The 15,372-nt window shown below is 48.2% G+C and carries 13 protein-coding genes; 3 read left to right on the top strand and 10 right to left on the bottom strand.

What is annotated here, in order from left to right; all coding sequences use genetic code 11:
• Positions 1-381: 381 nt before the first annotated feature.
• The 8 genes from PLE7327_RS22715 to PLE7327_RS13245 form a co-directional block, all read right to left on the bottom strand.
• The gene (locus PLE7327_RS22715) at positions 382-3,318 is read right to left on the bottom strand and encodes a WD40 repeat domain-containing protein (protein ID WP_015144330.1); all 2,937 of its coding nucleotides are present in this window, start codon (positions 3,316-3,318) and stop codon (positions 382-384) included.
• A gap of 174 nt (positions 3,319-3,492) precedes the next feature.
• Positions 3,493-3,930, bottom strand: coding sequence for a hypothetical protein (locus PLE7327_RS24400; protein WP_015144329.1), 438 nt, complete (start codon positions 3,928-3,930; stop codon positions 3,493-3,495).
• Positions 3,931-4,234: 304 nt separating this feature from the next.
• Positions 4,235-4,813 carry a hypothetical protein gene (locus PLE7327_RS13270; RefSeq protein WP_041392397.1) on the bottom strand — a complete coding sequence of 193 codons (579 nt, stop codon included), beginning with the start codon at positions 4,811-4,813 and terminating at the stop codon, positions 4,235-4,237.
• Between the two features lie 296 nt (positions 4,814-5,109).
• On the bottom strand, positions 5,110-6,570 hold the full coding sequence (locus PLE7327_RS13265) for a HAMP domain-containing sensor histidine kinase (protein WP_015144328.1): 1,461 nt from the start codon (positions 6,568-6,570) through the stop codon (positions 5,110-5,112).
• Positions 6,567-7,262 carry a response regulator transcription factor gene (locus tag PLE7327_RS13260; RefSeq protein WP_015144327.1) on the bottom strand — a complete coding sequence of 232 codons (696 nt, stop codon included), beginning with the start codon at positions 7,260-7,262 and terminating at the stop codon, positions 6,567-6,569. Before PLE7327_RS13260 ends, PLE7327_RS13265 begins: the two co-directional genes overlap by 4 nt.
• Before the next feature lie 6 nt (positions 7,263-7,268).
• Positions 7,269-7,739, bottom strand: coding sequence for a DUF305 domain-containing protein (locus PLE7327_RS13255; protein WP_015144326.1), 471 nt, complete (start codon positions 7,737-7,739; stop codon positions 7,269-7,271).
• Between the two features lie 22 nt (positions 7,740-7,761).
• Positions 7,762-9,141 carry a YncE family protein gene (locus tag PLE7327_RS13250; protein ID WP_015144325.1) on the bottom strand — a complete coding sequence of 460 codons (1,380 nt, stop codon included), beginning with the start codon at positions 9,139-9,141 and terminating at the stop codon, positions 7,762-7,764.
• 83 nt (positions 9,142-9,224) lie between these two features.
• Positions 9,225-9,590, bottom strand: a complete 366-nt coding sequence (locus PLE7327_RS13245; protein ID WP_015144324.1) for a hypothetical protein — start codon at positions 9,588-9,590, stop codon at positions 9,225-9,227.
• 846 nt (positions 9,591-10,436) lie between these two features.
• On the opposite strand from PLE7327_RS13245, the gene istA reads away from it, so the two are divergent.
• Both istA and istB read left to right on the top strand, forming a co-directional pair.
• Positions 10,437-11,957 (top strand): IS21 family transposase, encoded by a 1,521-nt coding sequence (gene istA, locus PLE7327_RS13240; RefSeq protein WP_217523121.1) that lies wholly within the window; start codon positions 10,437-10,439, stop codon positions 11,955-11,957.
• 68 nt (positions 11,958-12,025) lie between these two features.
• A complete protein-coding gene (gene istB, locus PLE7327_RS13235) occupies positions 12,026-12,808 on the top strand; it encodes an IS21-like element helper ATPase IstB (RefSeq protein WP_015144321.1) in 783 nt (260 codons plus the stop codon).
• Positions 12,809-12,909: 101 nt separating this feature from the next.
• Here the strand turns inward: istB and PLE7327_RS13230 are convergent, their stop codons facing one another.
• Together PLE7327_RS13230 and PLE7327_RS13225 are read right to left on the bottom strand one after the other, a co-directional pair.
• A complete protein-coding gene (locus PLE7327_RS13230) occupies positions 12,910-13,368 on the bottom strand; it encodes a transposase (protein ID WP_051036436.1) in 459 nt (152 codons plus the stop codon).
• Between the two features lie 103 nt (positions 13,369-13,471).
• Positions 13,472-13,717, bottom strand: a complete 246-nt coding sequence (locus PLE7327_RS13225) for a hypothetical protein (RefSeq protein WP_083888299.1) — start codon at positions 13,715-13,717, stop codon at positions 13,472-13,474.
• Between the two features lie 737 nt (positions 13,718-14,454).
• On the opposite strand from PLE7327_RS13225, the gene phnD reads away from it, so the two are divergent.
• Positions 14,455-15,372 (top strand): phosphonate ABC transporter substrate-binding protein, encoded by a 918-nt coding sequence (gene phnD, locus PLE7327_RS13220; protein WP_015144319.1) that lies wholly within the window; start codon positions 14,455-14,457, stop codon positions 15,370-15,372.

The following is a 15,372-nucleotide window of genomic DNA, read 5'->3' as shown; positions in this document are numbered from 1 at the left end:
AATAAAAAAGCCAGATTCTTCTGGATATCAGCAACCGTTAGGGATTAGGCGTAGATCAAATTGTAGGCTGCAAGCTTGTAGTAGATTTGCCATGCGGCAGGAAAATCAAAATTGGAAACGTACTTTTTAAGGGGAATTCCTGCCTGAGTCAGTTTTGTTGCTGTTGATTGCAGCGCTAATTTAATCTCTGCGGCAACAGGATAAGGCGACCGTTCCTCCAAATTTTGCAGGTCTACGGAAGGCTGGCAAACATTGTCTCACTTTGAGTTTAACGTTTTCCTCTGCCATGCCGCGATAATAGAATGCTACCATCAGCCAGAATCAGATTAATATGAGCGCCAACCGTTTAGTGTAAGCCCATTTTGCATCAATATTAATGCGCTACCATATTACCCTTGAACCAGGACTATAAGCACTGTAACTACCGTAACTATCACTGTAAGTACTACTTTCAGTAGAGGTATTTTTAGTTTCCTCTTCCTTTTGTTTGCACTGAGGCTCTTCCCTTGGCTCTCCCGTCACCTGCCAAATTTTAATTGTATCATCATAACTGCCACTGACCAAAGTTTTTCCATCCGGACTGATAGCTACAGTACTAACACCATCTGAATGTCCCGTAAGAGTGCGCAGCAGTTTCCCCGTACTTAAACTCCAAATCTTAATTGTACCGTCACAACTGCCACTGACCAAAGTTTTTCCATCCGGGCTGATAGCGACAGTACTAACGCCAACGCTATCAGTGAGACAACGCAGCAATTTCCCCGTACTTAAACGCCAAATTGTAATTGAATCATCATAGTTGCCATTGCTGGCTAAGGTTCGCCCATCCGGGCTGATAGCAACTGAATAAACAAAGCATGAATGCTCCTCAGTCAGAGTGCGCAGCAATTTCCCCGTACTTAAACTCCAAATCTTAATCGTCCTGTCATCACTGCCACTGACCAGGGTCTGCCCATCTGGACTAATAGCGACACACCTTACCCAATCTGAATGTCCCGTAAGAGTGCGCAGCAGTTTCCCCGTACTTAAACTCCAAATCTTGATTGTATTGTCATAACTGCCACTGACCAGGGTCTGCCCATCCGGGCTGATAGCCACGGTCATAACAGAATTTGAATGCTCAGTAAGAGTGCGCAGCAGTTTCCCCGTACTTAAACTCCAAATCTTGATTGTATTGTCATCACTGCCACTGACCAAAGTTTTTCCATCCGGGCTGATAGCCACAGTGTTAACGCCATCTGAATGCTTAGTGAGGCAATCCAGCAATGTCCCTGTACTTAAACACCAAATCTTAATTGTATCGTCACAACTGCCACTGACCATGGTCTGTCCATCAGGACTGATAGCAACTGAACTAACAAAGCCTGAATGTTCAGTGAGGGTATGCACTAGAGAAACATTTTCCAGTTTGCGTTCATATATGTCTTTGCCTTCCTCCAGCTTGTGCTCTAGGTCTTCAAGTGCATCTTTCAAAGCATTCTGCAATTCTTGCATTTCTTGGGTTGCCTGCTTGTCATCCCCAAAGGATACAAAAAATTGCTCTAGCTTCTCACCATGTTCGGGTAGAACTTTTAATACATTCAGCAGTTTTAATAATATATTCACCCACGGCACCTCATCCTCCAAACCACAAATATCTTTGCACCATTCAACATCTTCAATAAGGGAGTTTATTAGAACCACTTTTTCCTTGATGCTTGATGCATTCAGCAGTTTTTGCTCTTGGTTAGTCAGTTGCTCGTTGCCAAGAGTGGCGAGGAATTCCTTTAACTGCTTAACATATTCAACAAGAGAGCTGATATAAGAAACTTCTTCCTTTGTATTTATGATTTCTAATGTATCTACCAGTTTTTGCCCCTGGGTAGTCAGTTGGTCGTTTCCAAAAGCTGCAAGGCATTCCTTTAATTGCTCAAGATCTTGAATGAGGGTTTGAACAAGAGAAACTTTTTCCTTTTCCTTTAGATCTTCTGATGCATTCAGCAGTTTTTGCGCTTGGGTGATTCCCTGATTATCTCCAAGAGCTGCAAAGCATTCTTTCAGTTTCTCTACATATTCCCAGTCTTCTTTTGTCAGGGCTGATACTGCTAGAGCTGATTCCATTGTCTCTAAAGCATATTCAATAGGATTGGCTTTTTCAGGTTTTCGTACTTGGCGCAGTCTTAGCCACAATTGGAGAGAATGAGTCAACTGCTCCTTAGCCCATGACTTATCAGATAAATAAGCTAGGCTCAGAGCTAAGTCTAAAGCTAATTGAGGAGTTGAGTATGGACGCTTCTCTTCAAGAACCTGGTAAATTTGGTTATACCCTTCAACAACAAATTTTACGACCTGCAAGTTAAGCTCATTCATCACCAAGTCTGGTATTAATTTAGGTAACAACGGCGGAACATCATGATGAATAAGATGATGCACATCTGCTACCCAACCCGTAATCAGACAAAGCCAAGGAGTTATCAACTGAGCCAGAGCTTCGTAATCTCGATCATTAGGGGTCAGTTTGCCATCAGAGTCCATATGACCATTCGCTCTCGCCGAGCCAAATATAATATCTCTATGAAGTACTCCAGGAATGAGAGTCTTATAAAAAGGTTCTCCTTGATGTCCCGTTTCCCAGAAGCCAATATGAAAATCGAGGTATTGTTCAACAACATTCAGTTCAAGCACCAATATCGCTTCGGATTGTAACCCACGATGCAGCGTATTAATGGCACTTCCGCCACGAATACGTTTCGTGTCCCACGCAGCATCTAAAAACTTTACTGGTCTTATTCCTGGTTTGCCTAAATCGGATTGAGGATAGTAACTCTCGAGAAAGAGTTTTAAGTCTCGCTCTAAAAATCCCTGTAGATTAGGAAAAGGATAAGGAAGCTCGTTTCTGTCGTAGTCTAATTTAGGAGGTGATAATAAAACCTTGAGCGGGACTAAGCCACTGGGGTTTGGAGAACTTATCAACTCAAAGGGTCTTGGAATTAGGGGCCAAGAGTTGGCAAGCATACTCTGAAATTCTGCTGAGCGGAAAAAAGTTTCCCGCTCGTAAGCTGCCCTTTCCAGAAGCATTTGATGATTAAGAAACGCTAATTGCTTTTCCAGCTCATGGCGCGTGCTCAACATTTTTAGATCGTATTTTCGGTTGAGTTCAGCAAGCTTCCTCTGAGCTTCCAAACGCTTTTCTTCGAGTTCCTGGCTAACATTTGCGCCAGTAAAACCGTTAGCAAAAATTGCAAAGCTTGTCAAAAAAGGTGCGAGCGCTCCGATAGCATGCCCAACTCCTTGGCTAGCTCCTGCTAAAATCAAACCTGAAGCTGGATCTACAACCATAACAACGACTCCAGTTAATAAAATGAATTAAGGAAACCAATAGCTCTGTAAAGCTATCTTTGAATGAAAAGGTGATTCATCTATTAAAAATAAAAGTTAAAAGGTTGGGGCACAGTTTCCCCAACCCTAGGCTGAAAAAACATTTGCTCATTGTTTTAATAAGCCATGGCTCTCTTATTGCCCATAGTGCTTGTAATAATCGCTCTTAGCTTTTTCTGAAGCCGCATGACTTGCTGAGTATTGTGCATCTGATACCCAACCATGGCGTGCGTTGTACTCAGCCTGGCTTTTGTAGTAATCGCTCCAGCCCTTGTGGTAGTCTGATTTGGATTCGCCGTATCTAGGCTCACTAACATGGCTATTGACATGATGGTCGTAGCTGTGGGCACTAGCTGCCTGGTTAATTATCTGTTGGTGTAGACTGCCATTCATGCCCTGAGTTGCTGAAATGCCATGAGGCGCGGGGGGATGTCCCAGGTAATCCTTACAGTCAGTTACTCCGTGCGTCATGCTGTCGTGGATTCCGTGCGTCCAAGGGGAGTGCGTAAAGCTACTGTCGTGGATTCCGTGACTGTAGCCGTGGTGATCGTGACCAAATGTCGAATAATCCATAAGGGTTTCTCCTTTAAGGCTATAATCTGATGTTACTCAAGCCTTCTTTGAGGGTATGGTTCGGAAATTACGACAAATCAATGGTGGGTATCCGAAATCTAACAATTTACCTTACCTAAGACAGATATCTCTCATTTTTTGGTCAAAGCGATCGACCTATCAACAATTTCAAAGCACTGCCCTCACCAAGTGTCCAGCGGCATAACGACCAAGGTAAGCCGGCGGCAGCCAAGCACCTTTGATTTCAGAATTCGCCCGAGCCGCCGCTCGGGTTCACCGCCTTGTTCGTCAGCTTTCGCCTGGGCTATGGCAGTCCCGCAATCGAAGACGCTATATCGTTAAAATCGAGTTCGCGAAAATCGGGGAACTCGGCGTAAGGGATCCCAACCAGATAAAGGCGTCGTCCACGATACCAAGAGTGCTCAAAAACTATGTGTGCTCCCCACACCTTTGCGGACGAGGCGGCATCGTTAAATTTGTACGGAGGCCATTTGAAGTTTGGCCACGTGAGCGTAAAGAACTTTGATTTGCCTTGAAAACGCAGATCGCGATACAGGAGTGCCGAACCCACTTCGCTGTACAAATGGTACTGATCGACCCGATTGCGTTGATGTTCGGAGCTTAGCGGATCGAGGTCACAATTCAGCAGTTCGTCAGTTCGACTCTGCGCCTGCTTCAACATGAAATACTCAACCGCTATGTCCGGATTGCCGACGACGTCCTTCTGAATGGCCGCGATTCGATTCTCTGTGGCCTCCAAGCTTGCGCCAACTTTTCGGTCGGCGCGCTCTACGTATTGGATGAATTGGTCGACGGTCCAATCCCGATGAATCTGGGGTTTTCCGTCTTGCAATTGGATAGCGAAAGTGTCCTGGGTAGCCATGAAACGTCTCCTGGGTTTGAGAAAATGGACAGCACCTGCTGACGAACGCCCCCGTTCACCCGCCGCTCGTAAACTCTCGTTCTTCACCAACTAACTTAATACGGTCGGTGTGCAACGGGATTGTTCTGCCGCTGCAGGTACACAACCTATTGCACCACAACCTATTGCACCACAACCTATTGCACCACAACCTATTGCACCACACCACACCACACCACACCACACCACACTACACCGCACCATACGCTATTGTACCTTAACTCCTGTTGCTATGTGTTGTGTTGTTGCCATCGTGATCAACCATGACAGTCTCGAATGACTGAGATCGGTAGCAATAATGTAATTACAGTTCCCTGATTGATCTCACTCGTAATCTGTAAACTTCCACCTTGCAATTGACAAATCTGTTGGGCGATCGCGAGTCCCAACCCCATCCCTCCTCTAGGGCGAGAATTGCTCCCTCGGTAGAAACGATCGGTTGCTCGTTGAACCACATCAGCTTCCATTCCCTGTCCATAGTCTTGAACTTGAAGCGGCACAAATTTTTTCTGATTTTTCTCTGCCGGAGATAGGATATTCAGGCAGACTAGCTTGCCCTCAGAGGCATATTTGATAGCGTTATCGAGTAAATTGATGATCACCTGCCCGGTCAAAGCTGGGTCAACCTGTACACTTGGTAAGTTCTGTTCAGCACAAAGTTTTAGTTCTAACCCTGCTTTGCTAGCAGAGGGTTGCATTCGAGAAATACACTCTTGCGCGATCGCCACGACAGAAACGACTTGAAGCTGGATTTTGAGTTGTCCTGCATCTGCTTTCGCCAAAAACAGGAGTTGCTCGACTAAGTGAGAAAGATGATCGGTTTCATGACATGCTCGTTGCAGATACATCTGAGCTTTGTTGCCTGTAACCACACCGTCTAGAATTGCTTCTATGCCAACTCTTAGGCTGGAAAGTGGGGTTCGGAGGTCATGAGATACGTTCGCTACCAATTCCCGCCGCGCGGTTTCCTGAGCTTGCAAGGCGGTGAGGGTTTGCATGAGTTTATCAGCCATCTGGTCAAGTAGACGGCTGAGTTGTGCAAGTTCATCGTGACCAGTTAGACCAGAACGAGCCAAGTAATCTCCAGTTTCTAGTCGTTGAGCTTGCTGTTGCAGGATTCGCAGCGGATAAGTCAAACTGCGAGAAATGAGCCATCCTGCCACCGCAGCTAAGGTCGTTGCCGCGATCGCAACACCCATTACGACTCCTCCAACTTGATTGGCGAACTGTTGTGGTCGCCTCAGTGGCATCACCACAAAAATCGCACCCACAATTTGATCTTGAGCGTTTCGGATGGGAGCTGTGCTGTAGAGCCAAGCTGAATAGGTCGGATTGGTTTGCACATGAAGTTCTCCACTATGAGGAACTCCAGCTAAAGTTTTAGCAATGCCATCGGGAGGAAGGATAATCGCATCGGGATCTTCGATACCCCGACAGATGATTCTTGGTTTGCCCTGACCATCCACAATGATGACCTGTCCTCGTCCCTGCTGGCTACTCAGATTAGCCAGTTGACGAATTCGTGGTAAATCATGCCAAACGGATAGCGTATGGTTTGCCAGGGCGGCAGCTTGTTGGGTTAAGCCAGCTTGAGCATCTTGAATGAAAAATCGTACCAAAGTAGCATTTAGGATCAGAAAGAAGCCAACTAGGCTCCCCAATGTAATAGACAGCGAGGTCAGGGTTAATCGAGTCGAGATGCTTTGCCAGGGTTTCATCTGTCGCCTCCCTGAAAGCGGTAGCCAATTCCCCAAACAGTTTGGATATAGCTAGGGTGAGCCGGATCAATTTCTAGTTTTTCTCGCAACTTCCGAATGTAGACATCGACAATTCGTGCATCACCTTCAAAGTCGTATCCCCAAATCCGCTCCAGCAGTTGTTCACGAGTGTAGACCCGACCTGGATAATTCGCTAATTGTGCCAGTAAATCAAACTCTCTGCCGCGCAAATCAAGCTGAGTTCCATTAAGATAGGCATAGCGTTGCTCGCGATCGATGACCACATCTTGCGTGGAAAGAACCGCCCGGTAGCCTTGACTATAAGCGCGTCTTAGAAGTGCGTGAATTCGCGCGACGAGTTCTTTGGCACTGAAAGGTTTTGTCAGGTAATCGTCCGCACCCATTGCAAGTCCTCGAACGCGATCGTCTTCTTCAGCGCGTGCCGTAAGCATCAGGATCGGCATGAAGCATTGCGTCGATCGTAACTCTTGACAGATTTGAAATCCATCTCGATCTGGTAGCATAATATCAAGCACAACTAAATCAGGACGGAATCGCTGAATTTGGACAATTCCAGTTTCTCCACTAGCGGCTGTCAGGCAGCGTAGTCCTTCGCGCTCAATGTAAAGCTGCACCGTCTCACACAGGCTTGCATCATCTTCAATAATTAAAACACTGGCAGCACTAGACATTTTAATTTAATTCCAAATGGTTGCTCTTTTCATCGTAGATCTAGCATTGAAATTCCCGCGTGTTCCATGAATCGCTGGGAAGTCGTCTGGCTTCAGGTTCTCGCCTTTCTTGAGCACTAGCAATCTGGCTTTCATGGCTGTAACCTCCACTTGTTGTGACGCGATAATTTCTTCAGCCAGTTGACGGACAAGTGGATCATTTCCGTAAAGTAAAACAAGTCGCGCCATTTCTACGGCTCCTGCATGATGGGGAATCATCATTGCCAGAAAATCAACATCTGCATTCCCTGTCATGTCAGGTTGATGCATCTCAGTCATCATTTTTTCCATGCCAACGTTCATTGCTTGAACAAACGCTGTATCAGCTTTGAAACAGGGTTGAGAATGACGATTTAATCCATCAGATAATGCAGGGAGTTGTAGAAATCCTAACAGGATTAATGCGATCGCTAAACATTGAACCAGAAAGCGAATCATTGTTCAGTACCCCCATCAGATTTTAGGCAGTTTGGCTAGGTGCACCAGGGCGGACATAAACAAGGTTGATGCTTTTCTTGTTACGTAACTTACCAGAAGGTAGTTCTAGTTCGCCTAGTGGAATTTGGACTATGAAGGTTGGTTTGTGGGGCGTTGAGACATCAAACACAGTGCAAACCGTTTGTCCAGCCGCAGGCGTACCGGGTAGTTCATCTTGTTCGTGGGCGATGTAGAGACGAGTATTCTCTGGATTTGTCCACAGTCCATGGGCCTCGCGCCCGTGAGTGAAAAATGTGCTAACGATAGACCGCTTTCCAGGTGAGACTGATCGATCCACGATCGCAACCTGACTCGATGCAACGCCCCCCCCACTTCGATCATCGACTCTTGCAAGGGTCACATAGGCAACTTTACCTTGAGCATTTTCAACAAATTCTAGATGGTTAGGACGAGCGCGATCGCCCAAAGCCAAAAAATCCAAGACGCGATACGAGCCATTGGTTTCTCTTACGGAGACAGCATCAGCGAGCTTATGAGAAAACCAAATTTCCTGTCCATCTGGGGTCGTTTTCTGAAATGGGGTGAAGCCAAAGGGATCATATTTGCGGACATCTAAACGAGTTTTTAGCTTCGGACGGCTAAACCCGCGTTGATCTGGATTGACCTCAAACACTTCAACAATCGGAACTTTTTGGGAGATGACAAAAGCAGTTTGACCGTCTTGAGAAAACCAAACTTGTGCCGGACCAGCGATCGTCCGAACGTACTGCCGCACGACTTCTGTGGTGATACCCTGTTGCAACGCACTCAGTGCCGCTGTAACTTCTAAAATAGCAATTCGATTTTCACCACGCAGCGTTACCCAAAGTTCCTTACCATTCCGAGTAAAAGTCGGCTCATGGGGTTCGCGCCCTAGTAGCAAACCACTGGATAGCCATTCAGAATTTACAACTTTTCCCGGTTCTGCTAGAGGATTCAATTGATTACCGATCACCCGTTTCGTTTCCACATCGATTAGATAGAGATTGCTCGTTCCACGCCCTGTCACAGCTAATAATCGCGAATCGGGTGAGGGAGCCGAGCCATGAATGTGAATTGCGCCATGATAAAGCGGCTTAGAAATCATTGCAGCATGAGTTGGCATGACTCCACCTGTCACAAAGCGAAATGGGGGCCGAGCATCTTCATCGAAACTCGTTAGGTTAATGGTTGTCTCAACTTGATTCGTTAAAGGGTTAATGACTGATAACGTGTTAGAGTCTTCGTTACAAATAAAGATGCAATCCTTTGCAGTTGATTTTTTAGGTTTCAATGACCGAGATTGAACGCTAAATTGACCGAATGCGAGTGCAGTTGCGATCGTTGTCGCTCCTGTGACAAAATGCCGTCGAGTAAGAATCATGATGACTATCTTTAGTTGATTGAGCAAGTTACCAAAAGGCTGAAGGCAAGACTTCTTCTCCAGCCTCCAGCCTAAATCAGGTTTTAGCGATCGCAACTGCGGCTAAGATTTGCCAGCTTCGTATCCACAACGTTCAAGTATCTGGTATCAGATAAAGTCGCCGGAGGCAGTTTCTTGACATCGATCGCAACTCTGATTAAATCGCGAGCCGTAACTTGGCGTGTAACATAAGCACAGGCGAGAGCCGGATAGCCAGGAATTCCTTGAACGCGAAACGCCCCTCGATAGGCAAGAGAAAACAAATCATTGGGGGAGAGTGAACTAGTGGTGGGCTGCTCTGGATTAGTAGTTGCGGGATTCGCTGTGTTTCCTTCTGCTTGAGCGATCGTTGCTGAGAAAGCCGACAGCATCAAAACTGACAGGGTGACTACTAGAACTCGTCTCATCATTGAATCTCCAAGGTAGGTTAGGAATATCAACTTCAGGCAATAACGTAAATGCCTGATGATTTCTAGTATTCAAGCAAGACTTTAAAAAAGTGTGAATCTTCAAAACTGAGTTGCCAGTAGATCGATGTAAGGGCTTACCCGCTTTGCCTGGTGCTGCTGATGTGTACGCTTCTCAATCAGCTTAAAGACAAACAGCCTTATGGTCGATAGTGACTACTACCGTCAACTTCAAGACCATACCTGTAGGGCTCTCTCCAGAACAACTTGATAGTGAGCACCCACAAATAACCTTTAAATTACCGCCACCCATGACTCAGGCGGCAGAACGGCAAAATTGAGCGGCTGCAAAGAAACTCGAAGCGCAGCAGAAAGCATCTTGCTCAGTCCGCTCCAATGACGTGTTAGCTGATGGCTCCACGCTTTGCTAGATCAATGATCGCTTGAATCGCTGACCGAGCTTGAGGACTATTGTGCCAACATGTCGAACCCATCATCTCGGATATCTCTTTTGTGACTCTTGCAGCATCTTGCTCCCGTAACGCCGTCAGTGAATCATACCCGATTTGTTCCAACCTACTAATTACCGTTGCTCCTGCACAATGACATGAACTTCGGCACCCGAATGACAGGGTGCTTCGGCAGGTGAATGACACCTAGCTTCGGCACCCAAATGACGGTTGCTTCGGCAGGTGAATGACACCGACTTCGGCACCCGAGTGACGGTTGCTTCGGCAGGGTCTATTCGAAGCGAAAGAGCGAGGTCTGAATCGCCTAAACTGCCTGGGATTTACCCAGCAGTGGAGTGCGAGATTCATGCCCCGACATCGCCAAGGACGACCAATGCCAATGGAGAAATTTCGCGAGATATTGCGGCTGCACGGACTGGGTTACAGCCAATGTGAGATTGCCCGTAGCTGTGCTGTGGCGCGTTCAACGGTACAAGACTATGTGCGACGTGCCGTGGGCCAAGGACTGAGCTACGAGAGCTTGGGTGAGCTGAGTGATGGTGATGCGAAAGCGTTACTCGGCAAAGGCCAGCGTCAGTCTCCAAGTCCAAGCGAGCAGATTGACTTCGAACCGGTTCACCGAGACCTCCAGCGCAAAGGGGTGACCCTAGCGCTGCTGTGGCAAGAAGGACTCGATAAGAAGCAATGGAATTGCAGCTACGGCGGATTCTGTCGCCAATACCGCAGGTGGAAAGGGGGGCAAAATCTATCCATGCGCCAAAGCCACACCGCAGGCGAGAAGGTGTTTGTGGACTACTGCAGCATGACCGTTGCGGTCTATGACCCCGTGCTCAATCAGGAGGTCAAAGCCCAGATTTTCGTAGCAACATTGGGGGCGAGCAACTATACCTTTGCCGAAGCGACCGAGTCCCAAAGTCTGCCGAACTGGATAGGGTCTCACCAACGAGCTTTGGCTTTCTTCGGCGGTGTGCCCAAGGCCGTCGTCCCCGACAATCTCAAATCGGGTGTCACCTCAGCTTGCCGCTACGAACCGGGCATCAACCGCAGCTATCAAGACTTCGCCGAACATTACGGTGTCGCCGTGATTCCCGCTCGTCCGAAAAGGCCGAAGGACAAATCGAAGGTCGAGAAAGCGGTTCAGGAGGTAGAGCGGCAGATTCTAGCGCCGTTGCGTGACCAACGCTTCTCCAGTATGGCGACGCTCAATCAAGCGATTCGGGAGCGCTTGAAGCGGCTCAATGCTCGGGTGATGAAAGGATATGGCCTGTCGCGCCAAGAGCTCTTTGACCAAATTGAACGCGCTGAGCTATCTCCTTTACCCCAACGGCCGTTTGAGTTTGCCACTTGGAAGCCAGCCAAAGTCAGCCTGGACTATCACATCGAAGTGGAGAAGCACTACTACTCTCTTCCCTACAGCCTGGTCCAGCGCCAGGTGAGCGTCAAAGTCAGTGAGCACCAAGTCGAAGTCTTCTACGAAAACCGCCGAGTGGCCTGCCACGAGCGCTCTAAAGTCCCCTATCGTCATACGACTCGACCGGAGCATATGCCGCCTGAGCATTGGGCTTACAAGCGTCAGTCCAAGGAGATGTTCTTGAACTGGGCGGGGCGCATCGGCCCCCAAACCCTTGAGCAGGTTGAATCCATCTTCGCGCTCAAAGACCACGAAGAACAGGCCTTTCGCACCCTCAAAGGCGTTCAGTCACTCTCGACTCGATACGGAGGCCAGCGGCTCGAAGCGGCCTGTCGCTATGCCAACCATTTCAATCTGGTCGGTCTCAAACGACTGCGCTCGGTTTTGGAAAATAACCGCGACAGCTATGTCCTGACGGCGACTCCCGACCCAGCGGTTTCGCCGACCGCCGACCACGACAATCTGCGCGGACAAACCTACTACGGTTAATCGATTCTCCGATTGACCTTCCCCATTAATGGCATCGATTTCGACCCACCTTTTATCTCCCCATTACGATGAACGCCACAATTGAACAGCTTCAGACCCTCAAGCTCTTCGGCATGTTGGAAGCCTGGAATGACCAACAGACCCAGCCCACCTACCTAGACCTCTCCTTTGATGAGCGCTTCTCCCTGCTCGTCGAACGCGAGCACCTCAGACGACAATTACTCCGCCAAGCCCGGCGGCTTAAGCAGGCGACACTGCCTCAGGCTAGCCACCCTAGCCTTGAGGCTGTGGACTACTCCATTAACCGAGGTTTAGCCAAAACCCAGTTCCTACAGATGGCTGGGGGTCAATGGGTCGCAGACCATCTTCAGCTCCTTATCCTCGGCCCCACGGGGGTTGGCAAGACGTTCCTCGCTTCGGTGTTGGCCCAGAATCTTTGTCGTCTTGGCTATTCGGTTCGCTATCTCAAAACCCACGAATTGCTCACTGAGCTTCAGTTGGCCAAAGCAGATGGTTCGTTCCCAAAGCTGCGCAAACGATTGCTCTCATTTGATTTGCTCATTCTTGATGAGTGGGTACGCGATGCTTTGAATGTCAATCAGGCTCGCGATTTCCTCGACCTCATTGACGACCGCTATCGGCTCAAATCTTGTTTGTTTGTGACCCAGCTTCCCGTGGAGCAGTGGCACGCCCAAATTCAAGACCCCACCATTGCCGATGCCATCCTCGACCGCATTGTTCACGATTCTATTCGACTGCCGCTTAAAGGGGAATCGATGCGAAAGCTCACCAGCACGATTGGCTCACAAAAATCGAGCGCCAATTCCGAGACACACAAACCATCCTCATGAGGCTCGCTTCGCGCTGCTTGACATCCTCATCTGTTCAGCGCGATCCTAAACTCATCACAGCCCTCGCTTCGCGTTCGCTTTAGACCCGCCGAAGTTAACTGTCATTCCGGTGCCGAAGTCAGGTTATTGAGCAGCGAGTACGGTGACATATACAGAACACTTGCCCCAACAGCTTTAATCAAGGGTTCAATCGCTTCGACTTTATGAGCCGCTAGGTTATCCATAACCACTACAGCACCAGGCCATAGTTCTGGAACCAGAACGTTGGCGACATAAACCTTAAAGGCGGCAGCGTCCATTGACCCATCAAGCGTCATTACAGCAAGCACTTTTGTGCTGGAGATGGCACCGATGACACTGACTTTAGAACCACGGTAGAAGGGCTTGAAGTCATAGGCTCTGAGTCCAGGTAAGGCACGGGCGTGAGTTCGCGTCAGTCCCATGAGTACTCCCATCTCGTCCAAAAACACGAGGTTTTTAAGGTCTATTCCTGAGACTGTTGACCAGTATTCTTGCCTAAGGAGTTGGACTCGCTCACTTTGCGCTTGGCTGGAGCGCATCGTTTTTTTTGCGAATCAACTCTAGCTTCTGTAAAGCACGGCACATGGCGCTGACACTAAACCATTCACCTGTTTCATCGGCGAGTAGTTCGCAATATTCGGCTCAGGTCGCATCATTATTTTTCTCATAGATTGCGATTAACTGGTCTTTGTACTGCATCACTGGACTGACCATCGAACCACCCTGCTTTCCAGGGATGACATGACCTTCAGTGCGCTGCTGCTTGAGTAGTTTTTGGACCAAGTTTTTCCCCACCATGAAGCGTTGGGCTGTCTTTCGGATGGAACTTCCTTCTTCTTGAGCGGCACGGACGATTTTCTCGCGAAAGTCGATGGAGTATGGTCTCATTTTTCGCTACTTTTTACGATACTCTAGTGCACTCTATTTACCTGGAAACCGCTGTAAGCTGAACTTATGCTTAAGCTAGTTTGTGTAGATTTTAGCCTGGAAAAACTGACGTCTGAAACGCCTATACAGCAATAGTTTTGAGCTTATTGCACTTCGTTGCAGCTACGCTTCAATCACCCTGGATAGCGCTGGTGACATAGATGCATGGCGGCAAATAGGCCCATAAACTCTCCGCCACAATAATGGCTAGACGTGCTGCCACTGACATCGCAGTTTCCTTGAACGCACGGGTTAATAATGGCAGGGCGATATGAGAGTGTCCTGAGTTGCCGCCCAACGGTTCATGAGGGGCTTGAGGCAGAGTAGGGGACATATGGACTAATAGCCTGTGGCCTCTACCTTCCTTTGAGGATAGGGGGGCCACCAGGATTCTGCCTAGCTTTCATAAATTTAGGCCAATTAAAAATTAAATCATAGACTCAAGTCAATCAAGAATTAAATTTAATCTAAAAAAATAAATTCTTAAATTCTTGATTTCTTAGTCAACTTATATAGGTTTATAGGGCGCACTTTAGGAATTTTCAGACTTAAGTCCTGGAACTTGTATAGTTTCGGCGTTAAGTGAACCATAACGTTAGCATTCTTGCCATTTAATTTGGTGATCCTAGGATAGGGATGTCCGGTGATGGATGCCTGACTTTCTTAACTTTCCCGGCTTCTCTAGGAGCTTTACACCCATGTTTCGTCGTAAATTTTTACTGGCTTCGCTGTTTTCGATATCCCTGGCGGCAGTGGCATGTTCCCAGGGTGGCGACGTGGCGGGCACGGCCAACAATAAAGACGTGGCGGGCACGGCCAACAATGAACTGGTCATGGGGCTAATTCCCGCTGAAAACAATGAGGAGATGATCGACAAGTTTGAACCGATGCGTGCCTACCTAGAGCAAAAGTTGGGTCGCCCGGTGAAGGTCTTTACTGCCACGGACTATGCTGGGGTGATCGAGGCTATGCGGCAGGATCGGGTAGACGTGGCTTGGTTTGGGCCGCTTTCCTACATTTTGGCAGAGAAAGAAGCGGGTGCTGAAGCCTTTGCGGTGGGCGTGACCGCTGATGGCACCTCTACTTACCACAGCATCTTTGTGGTGCCGGGAGATTCCCCCCTTCAATCCATCAAGGATCTGCAAGGCAAGAATGTGGCCCTGGTGGATCCGGCCTCTACCTCTGGGGGTTTGGTGCCTAGATTTATGGTGTCTGAAGTGGTCGGAAAGAAGCCCGAAGATTTCTTTGGCAAACTCACCTATGCCGGTTCCCACGATGCGGCAGGCCTGGCAGTGAAGAATGGCACCGTGGATGCCGCTGCTATGAGCGAGATTACTTATCGCAAAATGCTGAAGGAGGGGCTGATTACCCCAGAAAGCGTTCGCATTTTGGTGAAGTCTGAGGCGCTTCCTGGTTCTCCTCTAGTCTACCGGAGCGACCTGGATGAAGATACCAAGACTAAAATCCGCGACGTCATCCTCAATGCCCATAACGATATTGAAGTGACGGGCTACGGCGAAATTCTGCGCTATGAAGCTGCCACCCCCGCCGACTATGACCTGATTCGCTCGATGATTAGCACCCTAGGTCTGAGCCGAGAGGAAATGCTGAAGTAG

The sequence above is a fragment of the Pleurocapsa sp. PCC 7327 genome (assembly GCF_000317025.1).
Classification (GTDB): domain Bacteria; phylum Cyanobacteriota; class Cyanobacteriia; order Cyanobacteriales; family Microcystaceae; genus Hydrococcus.
This window is presented reverse-complemented; position numbering and strand designations above follow the sequence as displayed.

Excerpts from the sequence above, each read along its gene's own strand:
- PLE7327_RS22715 (WP_015144330.1), bottom strand. The coding sequence starts at position 3,318 with ATGGTTGTAGATCCAGCTTCAGGTTTGATTTTAGCAGGAGCTAGCCAA.
- PLE7327_RS24400 (WP_015144329.1), bottom strand. The coding sequence starts at position 3,930 with ATGGATTATTCGACATTTGGTCACGATCACCACGGCTACAGTCACGGA.
- PLE7327_RS13270 (WP_041392397.1), bottom strand. The coding sequence starts at position 4,813 with ATGGCTACCCAGGACACTTTCGCTATCCAATTGCAAGACGGAAAACCC.
- PLE7327_RS13265 (WP_015144328.1), bottom strand. The coding sequence starts at position 6,570 with ATGAAACCCTGGCAAAGCATCTCGACTCGATTAACCCTGACCTCGCTG.
- PLE7327_RS13260 (WP_015144327.1), bottom strand. The coding sequence starts at position 7,262 with ATGTCTAGTGCTGCCAGTGTTTTAATTATTGAAGATGATGCAAGCCTG.
- PLE7327_RS13255 (WP_015144326.1), bottom strand. The coding sequence starts at position 7,739 with ATGATTCGCTTTCTGGTTCAATGTTTAGCGATCGCATTAATCCTGTTA.
- PLE7327_RS13250 (WP_015144325.1), bottom strand. The coding sequence starts at position 9,141 with ATGATTCTTACTCGACGGCATTTTGTCACAGGAGCGACAACGATCGCA.
- PLE7327_RS13245 (WP_015144324.1), bottom strand. The coding sequence starts at position 9,590 with ATGATGAGACGAGTTCTAGTAGTCACCCTGTCAGTTTTGATGCTGTCG.
- istA (WP_217523121.1), top strand. The coding sequence starts at position 10,437 with ATGGAGAAATTTCGCGAGATATTGCGGCTGCACGGACTGGGTTACAGC.
- istB (WP_015144321.1), top strand. The coding sequence starts at position 12,026 with ATGAACGCCACAATTGAACAGCTTCAGACCCTCAAGCTCTTCGGCATG.
- PLE7327_RS13230 (WP_051036436.1), bottom strand. The coding sequence starts at position 13,368 with ATGCGCTCCAGCCAAGCGCAAAGTGAGCGAGTCCAACTCCTTAGGCAA.
- PLE7327_RS13225 (WP_083888299.1), bottom strand. The coding sequence starts at position 13,717 with ATGAGACCATACTCCATCGACTTTCGCGAGAAAATCGTCCGTGCCGCT.
- phnD (WP_015144319.1), top strand. The coding sequence starts at position 14,455 with ATGTTTCGTCGTAAATTTTTACTGGCTTCGCTGTTTTCGATATCCCTG.